This window comes from Rheinheimera sp. A13L, assembly GCF_000217935.1.
In the GTDB taxonomy this organism is placed as follows: domain Bacteria; phylum Pseudomonadota; class Gammaproteobacteria; order Enterobacterales; family Alteromonadaceae; genus Pararheinheimera.
In genome coordinates this window covers 19,285-35,069 of sequence record NZ_AFHI01000008.1, presented here as the reverse complement: position 1 = coordinate 35,069, position 15,785 = coordinate 19,285, and the positions used below count along the sequence as shown (strand labels likewise).

The window sequence follows — 15,785 nt, the reverse complement described above, 5'->3', positions numbered from 1 at the left end:
GCGCAGATGAGTACTGTTACTACAGATCCGCATGCTCATGCTGAGCATGAACATCATGGGCCGGCCAAAGGGTTAAAACGCTGGCTCTACACCACCAACCACAAAGACATTGGTACTTTGTATTTGCTGTTTTCACTGCTGATGTTTTTTATCGGTGGTGCTATGGCTATGGTGATCCGGGCCGAATTGTTTCAGCCCGGATTGCAAATTGTCGACCCGAACTTCTTTAATCAAATGACCACAGTACATGGTCTGATTATGGTGTTTGGCGCCGTAATGCCTGCCTTTACTGGTCTGGCTAACTGGTTGATCCCTATGATGATAGGGGCGCCAGATATGGCATTACCACGGATGAACAACTGGAGTTTTTGGATCCTGCCTTTTGCCTTTAGCATCTTGTTAGCCTCACTCTTTATGGAAGGTGGCGGACCAAGTTTTGGCTGGACTTTTTATGCACCACTCTCTACCACCTACAGTAATGACAGCACTGCACTTTTTGTGTTCTCAGTTCATATTATGGGCATATCGTCCATTATGGGCGCTATTAACGTCATAGTGACTATTATGAACCTGCGTGCACCTGGCATGACCTATATGAAAATGCCATTGTTTGTCTGGACCTGGTTTATCACAGCTTACCTGCTGATTGCCGTTATGCCTGTACTGGCTGGTGTTGTCACTATGGTGCTGACCGATAAGTACTTTGGGACCAGTTTCTTTGATGCAGCAGGGGGCGGCGATCCTGTGTTGTTCCAGCATATTTTCTGGTTTTTTGGTCACCCTGAAGTTTACATTATGATATTGCCGGCTTTTGGCATTATCTCCAGCATAGTACCCACCTTCTCACGCAAACCACTGTTTGGTTATGCCTCTATGGTGTATGCAACCTCCAGTATTGCGCTGCTGTCCTTTTTGGTCTGGGCGCACCATATGTTTACCACCGGCATGCCCGTCGCCGCAGAACTGTTTTTTATGTACTGCACCATGCTGATAGCGGTGCCGACCGGGGTAAAAGTATTTAACTGGGTGGCGACTATGTGGCGAGGGGCCATGACCTTTGAAGTGCCAATGATGTTTTCTTTGGCCTTTATTGTGCTCTTTACCATAGGTGGCTTCTCAGGCTTGATGCTGGCTATTACGCCTGCCGATTTCCAATACCATGACACCTACTTTGTTGTCGCACATTTCCATTATGTACTGGTGACAGGTGCTGTCTTCTCCATTATGGCTGCTGCTTATTATTGGCTGCCGAAGTGGACAGGTCATATGTACGATGAAACCTTAGGCCAGTGGCATTTCTGGTGTTCGCTGATTTCGGTCAATGTGCTGTTTTTTCCTATGCATTTTGTCGGCTTAGCTGGTATGCCAAGACGGATCCCGGATTACGCCCTGCAATTTGCTGACTTTAATGCCTTGATAAGCATAGGTGGTTTTGCCTTTGGTTTATCCCAGTTGTTGTTTGTCTGGCTGGTGGTGAAATGTATTAAAGGCGGTGAAAAAGCTACAGATCAGGTATGGGAAGGGGCTGAAGGGCTGGAATGGACTATTGCTTCTCCAGCGCCTTATCACAGCTTTACCACTCCACCTGAAATTAAGTAGGAGGACCTATGGCACTGAAGCATCAACCTGTTGTGATTAAACTTTGCCTGCTGACCGCAGCCATGTTTGGCTTTGGTTATGCTTTGGTGCCTTTGTACGATGTATTTTGTGATTTAACGGGCCTTAACGGTAAAACCTCCACCATGGCGGCTACAGCAGAAGCCGCAATTCCGGATAAACAACGTGAAGTGTTGGTCGAGTTTATCGCCCGTCCGAATAACAATATGCCATGGGTCTTTGAGCCTGTAGTGCATAAAATGCGGGTCCATCCTGGCGAAATCCATCGTATAGATTATCTGGCCCATAATATTACAGGGCGTTCCATGACAGCGCAGGCTGTGCCTTCGGTATCACCGGGTCAGGCTGCTTTGTATTTTAATAAAATGGAATGTTTCTGTTTTACCCAACAACATCTGACGGCAGGTCAGCAGTTATTGATGCCGTTGCAATTTTATGTCGATCCCGCATTACCGGAACAATTCAGCACCATCACTTTGTCCTACACCTTGTATGAAGTGGATGCTGTAGCCCCGGTCACTGCAGAGACAGCAACAGGGGACAACAATGAGTGACAAATATGAACATTATTATGTGCCAGAGCAAAGTCCCTGGCCGATAGTGGGGGCTGTGGCTCTGTTTATGATTGCTTTTGGTGCTGGCAATTATGTGAACGAAGTCACGAAAGACCAGCCGGGTTATGGCGGTTATTTATTACTGGCTGGCATCGCAACCTTAATTTTTATGTTAGTGGGCTGGTTTCGTAATGTGATTGATGAGTCGATGAACGGCTTATACAGCAAACAAATGGACAGATCGTTCCGGCAATGTATGAGCTGGTTTATCTTTTCCGAAGTAATGTTTTTTGCCGCCTTTTTTGGCGCTTTGTTTTATGCCCGTATTATCGCTATTCCTTGGCTGGATGGCGCAGGCAATAACGCCAGTACAGCAGCAGTGTTATGGCCGGCATTTGAAGCGGCGTGGCCTTTGCTGAAAACCCCGGGAGGCACTGAAACTCAGGCTATGCCATGGCAGGGTTTACCTTTATACAACACCATCATCTTATTAATTTCTTCTGTCACTCTGCATTTTGCTCATACAGGTTTAGAGCAAAACAAAAGAGGCCAATTGAAGCTGATGTTAGGACTTACTATCTTGTTGGGCGTTGGTTTTCTTTATTTGCAGGTCGTTGAGTACATCCATGCTTATCAGGATTTGGGTTTAAAGCTGGACTCAGGCATTTATGGCAATACCTTCTTTTTGCTAACGGGCTTCCATGGTTTACATGTCACTTTAGGTGCAGTGTTTTTACTGGTGATGTTTCTGCGTATTGTGCTGAAAAATCACTTTACCGCGCACAAGCACTTTGCCTTTCAGGCTGCAGCCTGGTACTGGCACTTTGTGGATGTAGTCTGGTTATGCTTGTTTATTTTTGTGTACGTGCTTTAAATAGATGGCGGGCCTGATGGAATGGCCCGCTTTATTGCCTCTAGTAAGGTCTGTCGTGGGGAGTAATCAAACCAAATTGCAAGGCAAGGATCACAGCTATTAACACAACGGCCGACCACATGACGCGGCGACCTAAAAATTTAGACATACTGGGCTGATTTTCATCATTTTTCAGCATCAGATATAAAGCACGAAATAAATTAAAAACAATAAAGAGCAGTAGTGCAATGAGTAAAAGTTTAATCCACATAAAACCTCACGAAGGCTGGTTGTAAGATGCAAGCTCAGCCGTTTGCCCATTTATCCCGACACTGGCTGCTGGCTTTGTGTACTCTGGCTGCTTTTGCGTTATTGATCAAGTTAAGTTACTGGCAATGGCAACGAGCCGAATATAAACAAAGCCAGTTGGATCAATTGCATAGCGCGCAGCAGCAGGGCCCGGTTCGTTGGACTGACTTGCCGGCAATGCCAATAGAACAACTGGATGGTCTGGAACTGCAAGGCAAAGCGGTTTGGTTAAAACCTGCGATCTGGTTGTTAGACAATCAACTGATCCAGGGCAAACCGGGCTATGACGTGGTGATCCCTGTGCTGGTATCCAATCAGGGGCCAGCTTTGTTGGTGAATTTAGGTTGGATTGAAGCCCCCATGAGCCGCGATCAGTTGCCTGAACTGGATATTCCCACCGAATTTGAGATGAACGGATTGTTACGTACCGAATTAAAAGGCTTCAGGCTGGGCCTGAATCTGGAAGAAACCGGTCTTTGGCCGCAACGTATGCAACAAGTAGAACCTGTCGAATTATCCAGAGTGTTAGGCCAGGAGCTGTATCCTGCTTTGCTTTATCAATACAAATCCCCTTATCTGTATCACTACAAAGCAGTAGTGATGCCACCGGAAAAACACCGGGCTTATGCATTGCAATGGTTATTACTGGCTATAGCAGTTGTAGTTGTGGCCTGGTTTATGTCGAAAAAGGAGCTTTAAATGGCCAAGAAGAAGTTTTTAGTGCTGTTTTTGTTGTGTTCTTTATTGCCTTTGGCTTTTGCTCAGGCGTTTTTATCTTTGGGTTGGTTTGGCAGTGCCACAACCAACAAAGGCCAGTGGCTGAAGGAAGAAATTATACTGTTACCAGCAGCCAGCGGTGATGTGCACTGGCGACTGGTGTATGTCACCAATGAAACAGAGTGCACCATCCTTTGTCAAAACGCACATTATGGCATGCAGCAAGTGTATACAGCCCTTGGCCGTAAGCAGCAGCATCTGGATTTATGGCAAACAGGAGGTAACAAACCTCAAGTGTTGCAGTGGCAGCCTCTGCCAACTGGTGTAGATAGCCTGCAGCAACAGCTTGTGCTGGTAGATATGCATGGTCTGGCATTAATGACTTATCCGGTGGTGGAAGATAAAACTCAGATGGTGCAAACAGGCAAAGCTATTCTGACCGATTTAAACAAGTTGCTGAAATACGACAGGGGGCTGTAATGAAAGCCCTGAAACATCTTGTCACCAGCTCCATAGTATTGACCATGCTGGTTATTATCCTTGGTGCTTATACCCGCCTGACCGATGCAGGTTTAGGTTGCCCTGACTGGCCTGGCTGTTACGGTTTTTTAAAGGTGCCACAGCAGGCTCATCATATTGAACAAGCTCAGGCTTTGTTCCCGGAACGACCGCTGGAAAGCCATAAAGCCTGGAATGAAATGATCCACCGCTATTTTGCCGGTACTTTGGGCTTACTTATTCTGGCGATTTTCCTGTTCAGTCTGAAGCACAAACGTGTGGTGTTACCGTCCTTAATATTAGCTTTGGTGGTTTTTCAGGCTGCCTTAGGCATGTGGACTGTCACTTTAGCTTTGCATCCCGTAATAGTGATGGGGCATTTATTGGGTGGTTTTACCTTATTGTCTTTGTTGGCAGTGTATTGGTGGCAATTACAACCCGCTCCTTTAATAGTAGTTAAACAAAGCCTGAAACTAATGTTTTGGCCCGTTTTGTTGGTGCTGGTTGCACAAATTGCGTTGGGCGGCTGGACTGCAGCTAATTATGCCGCTTTGTCCTGTATTCAGTTACCTGTCTGTGAGCCAGGCTGGACCAATCAGCTTAATTTCGATGAAGCCTTTTCTTTGCATCTGGGTTATGACAACTACGAATACGGCGTGATGAGCCAAAGTGCGCGCGCTACAGTGCATGTGATGCACCGCGTAGGGGCTGTGATCACCCTGGTGGTGGTGGCTGCTTATGCCATAGCTTTATGGCGCAGCAGTTCAGGTGTGCTGAAAAAATTAGCTTTAGCTGTACTGGCACTTTTAGTGCTGCAATTTAGTTTAGGGCTTGCCAATGTAGTACTGCATTTGCCTTTGGGTAATGCGGTGGCACATAACTTTGTGGCGGCCAATTTAGTCATGTGTCTGGTGGTCATTGGGTATCAACTGCACAGAAACAAGGAGTCTGCTTATGCTTAAAGTTCTGGCGTTACCCCAACACTACAGTCAGCAATGGCGTGATTATTACCAACTGACCAAACCTAAAGTGGTGGCGCTGTTAGTGCTGACTGCCTGGGTAGGTATGATGCTGGCACAGCCCGGTTTACCTAAGTTAGGCCTGATGATAGCGGCAACTATAGGTATAGGCTTATTGTCAGCTGCAGCTGCAGCCATGAATCATATAGTGGATCAGCGTATTGATGCACAAATGGCCCGCACCTATAACAGACCCGTAGCCCGTGGCCGTTTATCCACAACTCAGGCAATCAAGTTTTCACTCTTGTTAGCTGGTGCTGGTTTTCTGCTGCTGTTTATTGCAGTGAATCCGCTGACAGCCTGGCTGACTCTCGCCAGCTTGTTTGGTTATGCCGTGGTCTACACCATGTTTCTAAAAAGAGCGACGCCGCAGAATATTGTAATTGGAGGTTTAGCTGGTGCTATGCCGCCGCTGCTGGGATGGACAGCTATGACAGCTGAAGTGCATGCACATGCCCTGTTATTAGTGATGATTATCTTCACCTGGACGCCACCGCATTTCTGGGCATTGGCCATTCATCGTCGTGATGACTATGCCAAAGTAAATATGCCAATGTTGCCTGTGACTCACGGTATTGAGTTCACCAAAAGTGCCATTTTCCTTTATACCCTGGTGCTGTTTCTGGTGTGCTTATTACCTTATTTAGTGGGTATGACAGGAGCAGTTTATCTGGTGGCCAGTACAGTGCTGAATTTAGGTTTTATCTGGTACGCCTGGCAACTGAAGTTTAATGCCAAACCTGAAACCGCTATGGCCACTTTTAAATTTTCGATTTGGCATCTGATGGTATTATTTTTGGTATTGTTGCTGGATCATTATTGGTTTATATCAGCGCTTTAACAAAAAGAGGATTGTATGCAGAAGTGGTTATGGGGTCTGGTAGCGGTAATAGCGTTGGCGGCGGGTGTTTGGTTATCTGCCAGTTTTAAATCCACTACGGCGGATCCTGTGGCTGCTTTGGTCTACCCAAGCCCACGAGCCTTAACTGACTTTAATTTGCTGGATGAGCAAAATCAGCCAGTGGGGTTAAAGGATTTGCAGGGGCACTGGACGCTGATTTTTGTCGGCTACACCCATTGTCCTGATATTTGCCCTATGACCATGGCGAAGTTAGCTGGTATGTATCAGGATTTAGTCAAACTGACACCGGAACCGCTGGAAATCTGGTTTGTATCAGTCGACCCAAAGCGGGACACGCCTGAGCAACTGGCCCAGTACATCAGCTATTTTAACCAGGCGCCTATGAAAGCCAGAACCGCCGAACACAAAGACTTATTCCCTTTTATCCGCCAGCTGGGTTTGATGTACGCCATTAATGAAGGTACAGAAGATCGTTATACCGTTGATCACAGTGCCAGCTTAGCGCTGCTCAATCCACAAGGCGCAGTAGTGGCCATGTTTAAACCAGAAATGAAACCAGGCGCTGTGCCACTGATTAACAACCAACAGTTTTTGGCGGATTATCCTTTGGTGATAGCGGCTGCAGCCCGATAATCTGTAGGCTGTACAACAAACAGAATTACGGAGCTTTGCAAGCCATAGTAATGAAGATCGCTATCAATTTTTAGGTGTCGGATAAGTGAATTTTGGATTTATATTTTTCATCGTTTTTGGGGTTTCTTTTGTTTTTGCCATTAAATTCTATTTGAATTTTTTCGGGAAAATTTACTACGATAAAAAACTGGATGGAAGAGCGTTTTTATTATTCGTTATTTGTTTATCGCTTTCAGCCGGGTCTATGTGTGTGCTATTTCTATATTCAGAAGAATTAGGTTTCGAATCTGTGGATTCGAGAGCAATCAAAAAATAGAGGCCGACCAAATACGTCAAAATAATCAACGGGTTATACATTGCCCTGATATTTGCCCTATGACCATGGCGAAGTTGGCTGGTATGTATCAGGATTTAGTCAAACTGACACCGGAACCGCTGGAAATCTGGTTTGTGTCTGTCGACCCAAAACGCGACACGCCTGAGCAACTAGCCCAGTACATCAGCTATTTTAACCAGGCGCCTATGAAAGCCAGAACCGCCAAACACAAAGACTTATTCCCTTTTATCCGCCAGCTGGGTTTGATGTACGCCATTAATGAAGGTACAGAAGATCGTTACACTGTGGATCATAGCGCCAGCTTAGCCCTGCCCAATCCACAAGGCGCAGTAGTGGCCATGTTTAAACCAGAAATGAAACCAGGCGCAGTGCCACTGATTAATAACCAGCAGTTTTTGGCAGATTATCCTTTAGTGATAGCTGCTGCAGCTGAATAGCAATGGATGCAGAGCCCTTTGGGCGACTGCATCCTACGTTTTTTCGTAGGTTGTAATCGCCGAAGGCATTACAACGCTGTGTAATCGAAGGCATTACAACGTTGTGTAATCAGTTCAGGCTCATTTCAGTCCGAATACAATCCGTCATTTCCCCCACCAGCCCAATCTGCAGAATAGACGCCTTGCTTAACCAGCAAATGGAAGGTTGAGTAAGGCCAATCTGATACCTGATGTACCCAACCATGCTTCACGGGATTAAAATGCACATAGTCCATATGAGCGTTAAAGTCTGTTTGGTCACGGATCAGGTGTTCCCAGTATCTGCGTTGCCATATACCCCGTTCTTTGCGTTTTTGTCTGCTGGAGCAGCGAGACTCTGTAGCAGGCAAGGCTCTGGAAAATATCAATTTAATTAGTCGCCAGCGTAGAGCGAAATTCGCATCACCTTCTGGCAATTCAATAATGCAATGCATATGTTCAGGCAAAATTACCCAAGCGTGAATGATAAAAGGATGGGCATCTTTAACCTGTCGTACTGCATGACGTAACAGATCTATATGCTCCGTCAGCAGATGGTTATTGTGTCTTTGCTGCAGGTTGACAGTGAAAAAGTAGGTGCCGCCTTTGCACCACAAACGGCGATAGTCCATAAAGCAAAAGCAACGTTGGGGAAGGAAGTTATAGGTGTAGATCGGAACAATCTCAGATGCAAGATGCATTGCCCTTCGGGCGAATGCATCCTACGTTTGTAGGTTGTAATCGCCGAAGGCATTACAACGCTGTGTAATCGAAGCCACTAATCCATAACCCAAGGCTGGGAATACCAGTAGAAATAGCCCTTTTTACTTAACGAAGGGGCTGTGCAGTTATAGCGTTTATGGCTGGTTTTTAGCTTTTCACCTGCCTTTGCGCTGAAGGTATCGGGTTTTAGCCAGGTCACTTCGATAGGCTGACCATTGCTAAAACAATTCAGCTGACTGGTTTTAAAATCTGAGCTGTCGATTTGTAATGTCAAAGTGGGTGGATTCGGGCCTTTAACCGGGTCTGCTGCTATATAGTTTTTCACCGGCAAAGCCAGAGTTTTTAACTTAGGTATAAAGTGTTTTAAGGCTGCATACTGACTGGAAGACGGATACCGCGGCAGGCGGGTCATCAGGCTGTTCAGACCCACAGCGCCGGATTGCTGGCCTATGCCAATAAAGCCCAGGTCTTCAACCATCTGCTCGAGCTCAACACTAAAGTCGCCATATGGGTAAGCCAGCCACTTGTGTTTGATGCCCAGCTGTTGTTCTAACTGAGTTTGCGCCAGCAAAATATCGGTTTTCACCCGTTTCAGCCACTCTGCTTTGCTTTCGCCTTTATTGGGTTTCGCCAGATGTGCATGGTAAGAGCTGTGGTTGGCGATGATCACACCATCATCATGCAGTTGTTTGATCTGCGGCCAGCTTAATACAGGGCCTTCTTTGCGGTCTATTAAAGCCGGGCTTAAAAACACGGTATAAGGAAAATCAAACTCCTGCAAAATAGGGTGAGCCTGATGGTAAATATTGTCAAAACCATCATCAAATGTGATCACTACAGCATTGTCGGCCGGCTCTTTGCCTTGTTGCAATTGGTCCAACAAGGTATCGAGGCCAATAACCTGATACTTGTGGTCTTTTAAATACTGCAAATGAGTGCGGAATTCTGCAGGTGTGACGCTGGTGGAGCGGGGAGTCTGAGTGCTGACATGGTGGTACTGCAAAATAACAGCGGCGAAGCTTGGAAAGCTCAGTAAAACCAACAAACAGGCCAGAAATCTCATCTGTGAACTCCTTTTGAATACAATAAAGGCCACATCAAGTGGCCTCTTTAGCTTGTCTATAGCATAGATCAGTAATAAGAATGCTCACCACGTTGGTGATCAGTCACATCACGTACCGCTGTTAGTTCACCGGCAAAACGTTGCAGCAGTTCTTTTTCGATACCTTCTTTTAAGGTTAAATCAACCTGGGAACAGCCGTTACAACCACCACCAAATTGCAGTACTGCAACACCATCCTCTGTCAGTTCAACCACTGAAACACGACCACCATGGTTAGCTAACTGAGGATTAATTTCTGCATCTATCACGTATTGCACTTTTTCCTTCAGTGAAGCGTCGTCGTTCACCTTACGCACTTTGGCGTTTGGCGCTTTTAACGTCAGCTGAGAACCCATCTGATCGGTAACAAAATCGATTTCGGCGTCCACTAAAAAAGGTTTGCTTTCGGCATCTACTATCGCCATAAAGCCTTCAAATGGCAGCTCTAAATCTGTGCTTTCTACCGCATCGGCAGGGCAGTAAGACACACCACATTCCGCAGAAACAGTGCCCGGGTTGACCACAAATACGCGGATATGAGTACCGGCGGCCTGTTTTTCCAGCAGTTTACGAAAATGGCTCTGCGCCTGTTCTGAAATGGTAATCATGTGGTAGTACCTGACTAAATTACTAGGTTAATGGCTATGATACTCTGACTTCCTGTACCTTGCCAGCCCCGCTTGTCGGGCCTGACTTTTTATTGCTAAGGTAGCTGCCAGAAAGGGAGACAAACAATGTACAAAATAACAACTATCATCAGTGCTTTAGTATTGGGGTTGTGCAGCCAGTTCTCAATGGCAACACCACAAAGCCCACAACAATTTTTTGGTTATCCGGTGGGCGAGTGGCATTTGCGCCATGATCAAATTCAAATGTATTTCCAGCAACTGGCCGCAACTTCAGATAAAGCCCAACTGGAAGTTATAGGCTATACCCATGAACAGAAACCTGTATTGCAGCTTATTATTTCGTCTGCTGAAAACTTAAAAAAACTGGAACAAATCCGCGTACAGCATCTGGCGCAGTTGTCTATGGGCACTGAACTGACAGACGAGCTGCCTCTGGTGATTTGGTTAGGTTATGGCGTACATGGCAATGAATCCAGTGGTCCTAACGCTTCAGCGCAGGTTGCCCATCATCTCTTAACCAGTACAGATGCCGAAGTACAGGACTGGCTGAAAAACACAGTGATTCTGATCCAACCCAGCTTAAACCCGGATGGTTTAGATCGTTTTGCCAATTGGGCCAATATGCACAAAGGCAAAGCGCCTGTGGCTGATCCACAAAGCCGTGAACATATAGAGCCCTGGCCAAATGGCCGTCCTAACCATTATTGGTTTGATTTAAACCGGGACTGGTTACCGCTGGAGCACCCTGAAAGCCAGGCCCGTATCAGCCAGTTTTATAAATGGCGTCCGGCTGTAGTGGGTGATTTTCATGAGATGGGGCCTAACACCACCTTTTTCTTCCAACCCGGTATTCCGACCCGTACTTATCCTTTAACGCCAAAAGCCAATCAGCAACTGACTGCCAAAATTGCCGATTACCATGCTGCAGCTTTAGATAAAAAAGGCCGTCTGTATTACACCGAAGAAAGTTTTGATGATTTTTATGTAGGCAAAGGCTCTACTTACCCTGACGTCAATGCCAGTGTGGGTATTTTATTTGAACAAGCCAGTAGTCGCGGTCACCTGCAGGACAGTATCAATGGTCCTTTGTCTTTTAGTAAAACCATTGAAAACCAATATATTGTGTCGTTATCTACGCTTCGTGGTTCAGTGGCTCACAAAAAAGCACTGCAAAGTTACCAGAAAGCTTTTGTGCAGGAGTCACAACGTTTGGCTGCGGATGACTCTGTAGCTGGTTATGTGATTGCAGAGGATGAAGATAAAACCAGATTAGCTGGCTTATTAAACTTATTAAAACAGCATCAGATCAAAGCCTATCCAATCAATGAACGCTGGCAACATAAAGGCCAGACCTATCAAAAAGGTCAGGCTTATTATATTCCGTTGCAACAGAGCCAGTATTTGTTATTAAAAGCGGCGTTCAGCACCCAGACCAACTTCCAGGACAACACCTTTTATGACGTTTCAGCCTGGACTTTGCCTTATGCTTTTAATATTGAATTCAGTGCTGTAGCCCGTAAACCAACAGGAGTGGCTAACGAGCCATGGCTACCTCAATCCGAATCAGCGCTGATGCCATCTGCTGGTGCTTATGCTTACGCTTTTGACTGGACCGATCAAAAAGCACCTTTGTTAACTCAGGCGCTGTTAGAGCAAGGTGTGGTATTACGAGCTGCCAGCAAGCCTTTTTTTGCTAAAACTGCGAATGGTGAACAGGCTTTTAGTGCCGGAGCTATTGTTATTGCTGCTGGCTTGCAACAACACAACAACTGGTTTGAACGACTGGGCAAAGCCCAGCAGCAGGTGGGTTTAAGTATCACAGCTTTAACTTCTGGTTTAACGGCTAAGGGGCAGGATTTAGGCAGCAATGGTTTTGTACCTGTCACTAAGCCGAATGTATTATTGGTGGCCGGTCCTGATGTGAATTCCACCGAAGCGGGTGAAGTCTGGTTTAATCTGGAAAAACTGGCGGGCATTTCCCCTAGCTTGATTGAGCCTCAACGTTTAGGTCGGGTCGATTTATCCCGTTACACCCACATTATTCTGCCGGACGGCAGCTACAACAGCCTGCAGCAAAAAGAGCAACAGCAGCTCAATCAGTGGGCGAAAAAAGGCGGCGTATTGTGGGGCCATAAAGGGGGCGCCGCATTCCTGGTGCGAGCAGGTTTGCTCAAAGCAAAAGCCTGGACTTCGGCTGACATGGCGATGCTGATTTCAGATCAGCAATTAAGTTATGCCGATAAAGAAAGTCTGGCTGGTCAGCGCCGTATTGCCGGTGCTATCTACCAGACCGAACTGGATTTAAGCCATCCTTTAACTTTTGGTATCAACCGCAAAGACTTAGCTGTGTTTAAAAATGGCACTTTCTTACTGGCCCCCAGTGGAGAGCCCTTTATCAACGTGGCTTTGTATACAGATAAACCTCAATTAGCAGGTTACACAGCACCTGAATATGTCAGTCGCATCGCTGAAGGTGCAGCCTTAATGGCACATAATCACGGGGATGGCAGAGTGATTGGTATGACAGATAATCCGGTGTTTCGTGGCTATTTTGTCGGTTCCAGTCGTTTGTTAGTCAATGCTTTGTTTTTTGGCAAAATGTTCAGTGCCGAATCGTCCGATGGCGAAGGTGAAGAGGCAAATAGCGACGAAGAAGAAGCCCACTAAAAGGCCCTGGTAATAGCCAGAGTCCAGACACTAACGGTCTGGACTCCTTTGGCTTTGAGCAAACTGCTTAGATAATCCAGCGTGGCTCCTGTGGTGATCACATCGTCCACCAATACTACATGCCTGGGTAAAACCGCTTGCTGTAGCTGAATTTTCCCTTTTAAGTTATCCAGTCGTTGCCTGCGGTTTAATCCTGTCTGATGAGGCACTAAATCAGGGCTTTGAAACAAACTCAGGCAAGGTATCTGCCAGGCTTCGGCCAGTTCCAATGCCAATAACTTTGCCTGATTAAAGCCCCTCTCCTGCAACCTTTTTACCGAGATAGGGGTATAGCTGATGCAATCCGGTAAGTCCCCACCTTGTTGTTGATAACGCTGTGCCTGTTGATAAAACAGCTGGCGCAACAATTCACCAGCAGCATGCTGTTGCTGAAATTTCCAGCTGCTGATCCAGTGTTTGTAAGGTTGTTTGTACCAGCTCAGGCTATAGAGTCTGTCAAACTTTACTCTGGGCAAACCTTTGGCGACATCAGGCAATAACAAGGCATTGTGATCCACCCAGCTTAAATCCAGCTGGGGTAAATGGCCGTGGCAATGGTCACAGAGCTGAGCTTGTGCTTGCTGCACCTGCATCTGGCACCATAAACAACAGCTGGGAGCCAGCAGATGCACCAACTGCTGCAATAAAGTCGCTTGCATCTGCATCCCTGCTTTGATAAAAGGCCAGACATAACACTAAGTATGGCCGAGCTGATGACAGAACAAACAAAATTTACCCAAAACCCGCTGGTGTTATTGCATGGCTGGGGTTTAAACCATCAGGTCTGGTCTCAGTTACTGCAGGCTTTGCCGAACGATCTTGCTGTTCACACGCCGGATTTACCTGGTTTTGGTTTATCACCTTGCCCTGCCTCTTATGATCTCGACACTGTTTTAGCTGTGCTGGCCGACCAAATTCCGGATCAAAGTATCGTCATCGGCTGGTCTTTAGGTGGGTTGCTGGCTATAGCTTTAGCCAGCCGATACCCGCATAAAGTGAAAAAGCTGGGCTTAATAGCCAGTTCGCCTTGTTTTATGGCCAAAGACAATTGGCCAGGCATGGAAAGCAGGGTGATGCAGCAGTTTTCCGTGCAATTGCAGCAGGATCTGGCTTTAACAGTGGAGCGTTTTCTGGCTATTCAGGCAATGGGCAGCAGTACGGCACGACACGACATTAAGCTGTTAAAACAGGCTGTGCTGAGTGTGCCTTTGCCATCAGCCTTCGCTTTGCAAGGCGGCTTGGAATTATTGGCGAGTTTAGATTTGCGGCAGGAATTTGCCGCCTTAACTCAGTCTGTTTTTATCATTTTGGGCCGTTTAGACTCGTTAGTGCCTGTTGCTATAGCCCCTTTATTGCAAAATTTGCGGCCAGGATTGCAGCTGGAGATCCTACAAAAAGCCTCACACGCGCCTTTTATTTCGCATCAACATGAGTTTTTTTCCCTGTTATCACCACATATATTGGCCTAATTCTTCACTAAATTAGAAAAAACTGCATTTTGGCGGCAAATACTTGCCGCCGGACTTTCGTTTTTCCAAAAAATGGCTAATAATTACTCAGTTCAATTAGTCAACGAGGTCATGATGGAAATCAGTTCTGCCTTTGCGAGCGGTTTTCAGGGCTTTCAGCGTGCATCTGACGCTGTGACTGAAGCAACCGTCAATATAAATCAGCAAGCTGCCCAAAGCAGCAATCAGCGGGCACTGGAAACTCCGGTTGAGCCAACTACTGGCCCATCGATAGAGCAAAGTCTGGTGACCTTAGGTAATGAACAAATTAACGCTGAAGCCAATCTGAAGTCGGTAAAAACCGCCGACGAGATGTTGGGTTCCATTATTGATTTAAGGGTGTAAAAGGCTTTTATGTTACTCACTTCGAATTACCCAAATGTGCCATTGCACACTGGTAATCCGGCTATGGAAATGGCTCGGCGCGATAACCTGCGCCGTGAAGTGATAGAACCCGTAGCCGCTATGGAACGTTCTGCTGCTGAAAAAGGCCTGATGGCGGATGAAAAAAGCCGCAATGGCAACACTTCTACTTATGAAGACGTTAAAACCAAAGGCCTGGAGTACCGTCAGGCGGTAGTGGAAAAAGAAGCACAGTCTGATTCAGAACAAAACAAACAAAGTTCTTCTGACCAGCAAGAAGATGACCCACAGCAGCAAAAAGAAGAACAGGCTGAACAAAAACGTATTGCTGAATTAAAAGCCCGTGATCGGGAAGTGAAAATTCATGAACAGGCGCATGCTGCTATTGGTGGTCAGTATGCCAGTGCTCCAAGCTACGAATACGAAACAGGCCCTGATGGCCAACAGTATGCGGTAGGCGGTGAAGTCCGTATTGATATCTCCGAAATTCCGAATGACCCCCGCGCTACCATCCAGAAAATGCAGCAAGTCAAAGCCGCAGCTTTGGCGCCAGCTGAACCTTCAGGTGCAGATCGGTCTGTGGCAGCACAGGCCAGCCGGACTTTAATGGAAGCTCAGGCTGAGTTGACCGCAGAAATTGCAGAAATGGTCAGAACGAGATCAGAGCAGGTATCTCAAAGTTCGGTGTTGTCGGGCGCTGAATGGGAGCATTTTGAAGCTTTGGCGAATAATGAGTCCAATGACTTCGCTGTGCCCCAGTTTGAGTCTTTGCAACGTGATCCGCTGATGACATTAAGATCGGATGTGATTTCAGGTTTTTATGCCAAAGCCACTATGCCGGCAGAGCGGCCTTTATTACAAATGGCCTAAAGCACAGGTTATGAAAGAATAAAGGCCAGG

18 protein-coding genes are annotated in these 15,785 nt (G+C 46.5%); 13 read left to right on the top strand and 5 right to left on the bottom strand.

The annotated features are described in order from the left end of the window. Nucleotides 1-6: 6 nt before the first annotated feature. Genes ctaD through RHEIN_RS05375 form a run of 3 tightly spaced genes read left to right on the top strand, consistent with a single transcriptional unit; the run spans nucleotide 7 to nucleotide 3,045 of the window. Nucleotides 7-1,599 (top strand): cytochrome c oxidase subunit I, encoded by a 1,593-nt coding sequence (gene ctaD, locus RHEIN_RS05385; protein ID WP_008897959.1) that lies wholly within the window; start codon nucleotides 7-9, stop codon nucleotides 1,597-1,599. 8 nt (nucleotides 1,600-1,607) lie between these two features. Beyond that, nucleotides 1,608-2,171 carry a cytochrome c oxidase assembly protein gene (locus RHEIN_RS05380; protein WP_008897958.1) on the top strand — a complete coding sequence of 188 codons (564 nt, stop codon included), beginning with the start codon at nucleotides 1,608-1,610 and terminating at the stop codon, nucleotides 2,169-2,171. Continuing rightward, on the top strand, nucleotides 2,164-3,045 hold the full coding sequence (locus RHEIN_RS05375; RefSeq protein ID WP_008897957.1) for a cytochrome c oxidase subunit 3: 882 nt from the start codon (nucleotides 2,164-2,166) through the stop codon (nucleotides 3,043-3,045). Before RHEIN_RS05380 ends, RHEIN_RS05375 begins: the two co-directional genes overlap by 8 nt. 40 nt (nucleotides 3,046-3,085) lie before the next feature. On the opposite strand, the gene RHEIN_RS05370 is transcribed toward RHEIN_RS05375, so the two are convergent. Next, nucleotides 3,086-3,295 carry a DUF2909 domain-containing protein gene (locus RHEIN_RS05370; protein ID WP_008897956.1) on the bottom strand — a complete coding sequence of 70 codons (210 nt, stop codon included), beginning with the start codon at nucleotides 3,293-3,295 and terminating at the stop codon, nucleotides 3,086-3,088. A 26-nt stretch (nucleotides 3,296-3,321) separates the two neighbouring features. Here RHEIN_RS05370 and RHEIN_RS05365 point away from each other — a divergent pair, with 26 nt between their 5' ends. The 6 genes from RHEIN_RS05365 to RHEIN_RS05340 all read left to right on the top strand — a co-directional run bounded on the left by RHEIN_RS05365 (nucleotide 3,322) and on the right by RHEIN_RS05340 (nucleotide 7,836). Beyond that, complete coding sequence (locus RHEIN_RS05365; protein ID WP_008897955.1) at nucleotides 3,322-4,032, top strand: SURF1 family protein; 711 nt, start codon at nucleotides 3,322-3,324, stop codon at nucleotides 4,030-4,032. Then, nucleotides 4,033-4,530, top strand: a complete 498-nt coding sequence (locus RHEIN_RS05360) for a hypothetical protein (protein ID WP_008897954.1) — start codon at nucleotides 4,033-4,035, stop codon at nucleotides 4,528-4,530. After that, on the top strand, nucleotides 4,530-5,510 hold the full coding sequence (locus RHEIN_RS05355; protein WP_008897953.1) for a COX15/CtaA family protein: 981 nt from the start codon (nucleotides 4,530-4,532) through the stop codon (nucleotides 5,508-5,510). Before RHEIN_RS05360 ends, RHEIN_RS05355 begins: the two co-directional genes overlap by 1 nt. After that, nucleotides 5,503-6,408 carry a heme o synthase gene (cyoE, locus tag RHEIN_RS05350; protein WP_008897952.1) on the top strand — a complete coding sequence of 302 codons (906 nt, stop codon included), beginning with the start codon at nucleotides 5,503-5,505 and terminating at the stop codon, nucleotides 6,406-6,408. The genes RHEIN_RS05355 and cyoE overlap by 8 nt, the downstream gene beginning before the upstream one ends. 15 nt (nucleotides 6,409-6,423) lie before the next feature. Continuing rightward, nucleotides 6,424-7,062 (top strand): SCO family protein, encoded by a 639-nt coding sequence (locus tag RHEIN_RS05345; protein ID WP_008897951.1) that lies wholly within the window; start codon nucleotides 6,424-6,426, stop codon nucleotides 7,060-7,062. 246 nt (nucleotides 7,063-7,308) lie between these two features. Continuing rightward, nucleotides 7,309-7,836 carry an SCO family protein gene (locus RHEIN_RS05340; RefSeq protein WP_272941633.1) on the top strand — a complete coding sequence of 176 codons (528 nt, stop codon included), beginning with the start codon at nucleotides 7,309-7,311 and terminating at the stop codon, nucleotides 7,834-7,836. Nucleotides 7,837-7,961: 125 nt separating this feature from the next. On the opposite strand, the gene RHEIN_RS05335 is transcribed toward RHEIN_RS05340, so the two are convergent. From RHEIN_RS05335 to nfuA, 3 genes are all read right to left on the bottom strand, one after another. Beyond that, on the bottom strand, nucleotides 7,962-8,486 hold the full coding sequence (locus tag RHEIN_RS05335; protein WP_008897949.1) for an REP-associated tyrosine transposase: 525 nt from the start codon (nucleotides 8,484-8,486) through the stop codon (nucleotides 7,962-7,964). Nucleotides 8,487-8,632: 146 nt separating this feature from the next. Then, nucleotides 8,633-9,640 (bottom strand): polysaccharide deacetylase family protein, encoded by a 1,008-nt coding sequence (locus tag RHEIN_RS05330; RefSeq protein ID WP_008897948.1) that lies wholly within the window; start codon nucleotides 9,638-9,640, stop codon nucleotides 8,633-8,635. A gap of 68 nt (nucleotides 9,641-9,708) precedes the next feature. Beyond that, complete coding sequence (nfuA, locus tag RHEIN_RS05325) at nucleotides 9,709-10,287, bottom strand: Fe-S biogenesis protein NfuA (protein WP_008897947.1); 579 nt, start codon at nucleotides 10,285-10,287, stop codon at nucleotides 9,709-9,711. Nucleotides 10,288-10,413: 126 nt separating this feature from the next. Here nfuA and RHEIN_RS05320 point away from each other — a divergent pair, with 126 nt between their 5' ends. Further along, the gene (locus RHEIN_RS05320) at nucleotides 10,414-12,975 is read left to right on the top strand and encodes a M14 family zinc carboxypeptidase (RefSeq protein ID WP_008897946.1); all 2,562 of its coding nucleotides are present in this window, start codon (nucleotides 10,414-10,416) and stop codon (nucleotides 12,973-12,975) included. Here the strand turns inward: RHEIN_RS05320 and RHEIN_RS05315 are convergent. Further along, nucleotides 12,972-13,673 (bottom strand): ComF family protein, encoded by a 702-nt coding sequence (locus tag RHEIN_RS05315; RefSeq protein WP_008897945.1) that lies wholly within the window; start codon nucleotides 13,671-13,673, stop codon nucleotides 12,972-12,974. The two genes, RHEIN_RS05320 and RHEIN_RS05315, sit on opposite strands and share 4 nt — an antisense overlap. A 54-nt stretch (nucleotides 13,674-13,727) precedes the next feature. On the opposite strand from RHEIN_RS05315, the gene bioH reads away from it, so the two are divergent. From bioH to RHEIN_RS05300, 3 genes are all read left to right on the top strand, one after another. Then, nucleotides 13,728-14,483: a pimeloyl-ACP methyl ester esterase BioH gene (gene bioH, locus RHEIN_RS05310; protein ID WP_040554587.1), complete on the top strand. Its 756-nt coding sequence runs from the start codon at nucleotides 13,728-13,730 to the stop codon at nucleotides 14,481-14,483. A gap of 114 nt (nucleotides 14,484-14,597) precedes the next feature. Continuing rightward, complete coding sequence (locus RHEIN_RS05305; RefSeq protein WP_008897943.1) at nucleotides 14,598-14,867, top strand: excinuclease ATPase subunit; 270 nt, start codon at nucleotides 14,598-14,600, stop codon at nucleotides 14,865-14,867. A gap of 9 nt (nucleotides 14,868-14,876) precedes the next feature. Then, nucleotides 14,877-15,755, top strand: a complete 879-nt coding sequence (locus RHEIN_RS05300) for a putative metalloprotease CJM1_0395 family protein (RefSeq protein WP_008897942.1) — start codon at nucleotides 14,877-14,879, stop codon at nucleotides 15,753-15,755. Nucleotides 15,756-15,785 lie beyond the last annotated feature (30 nt).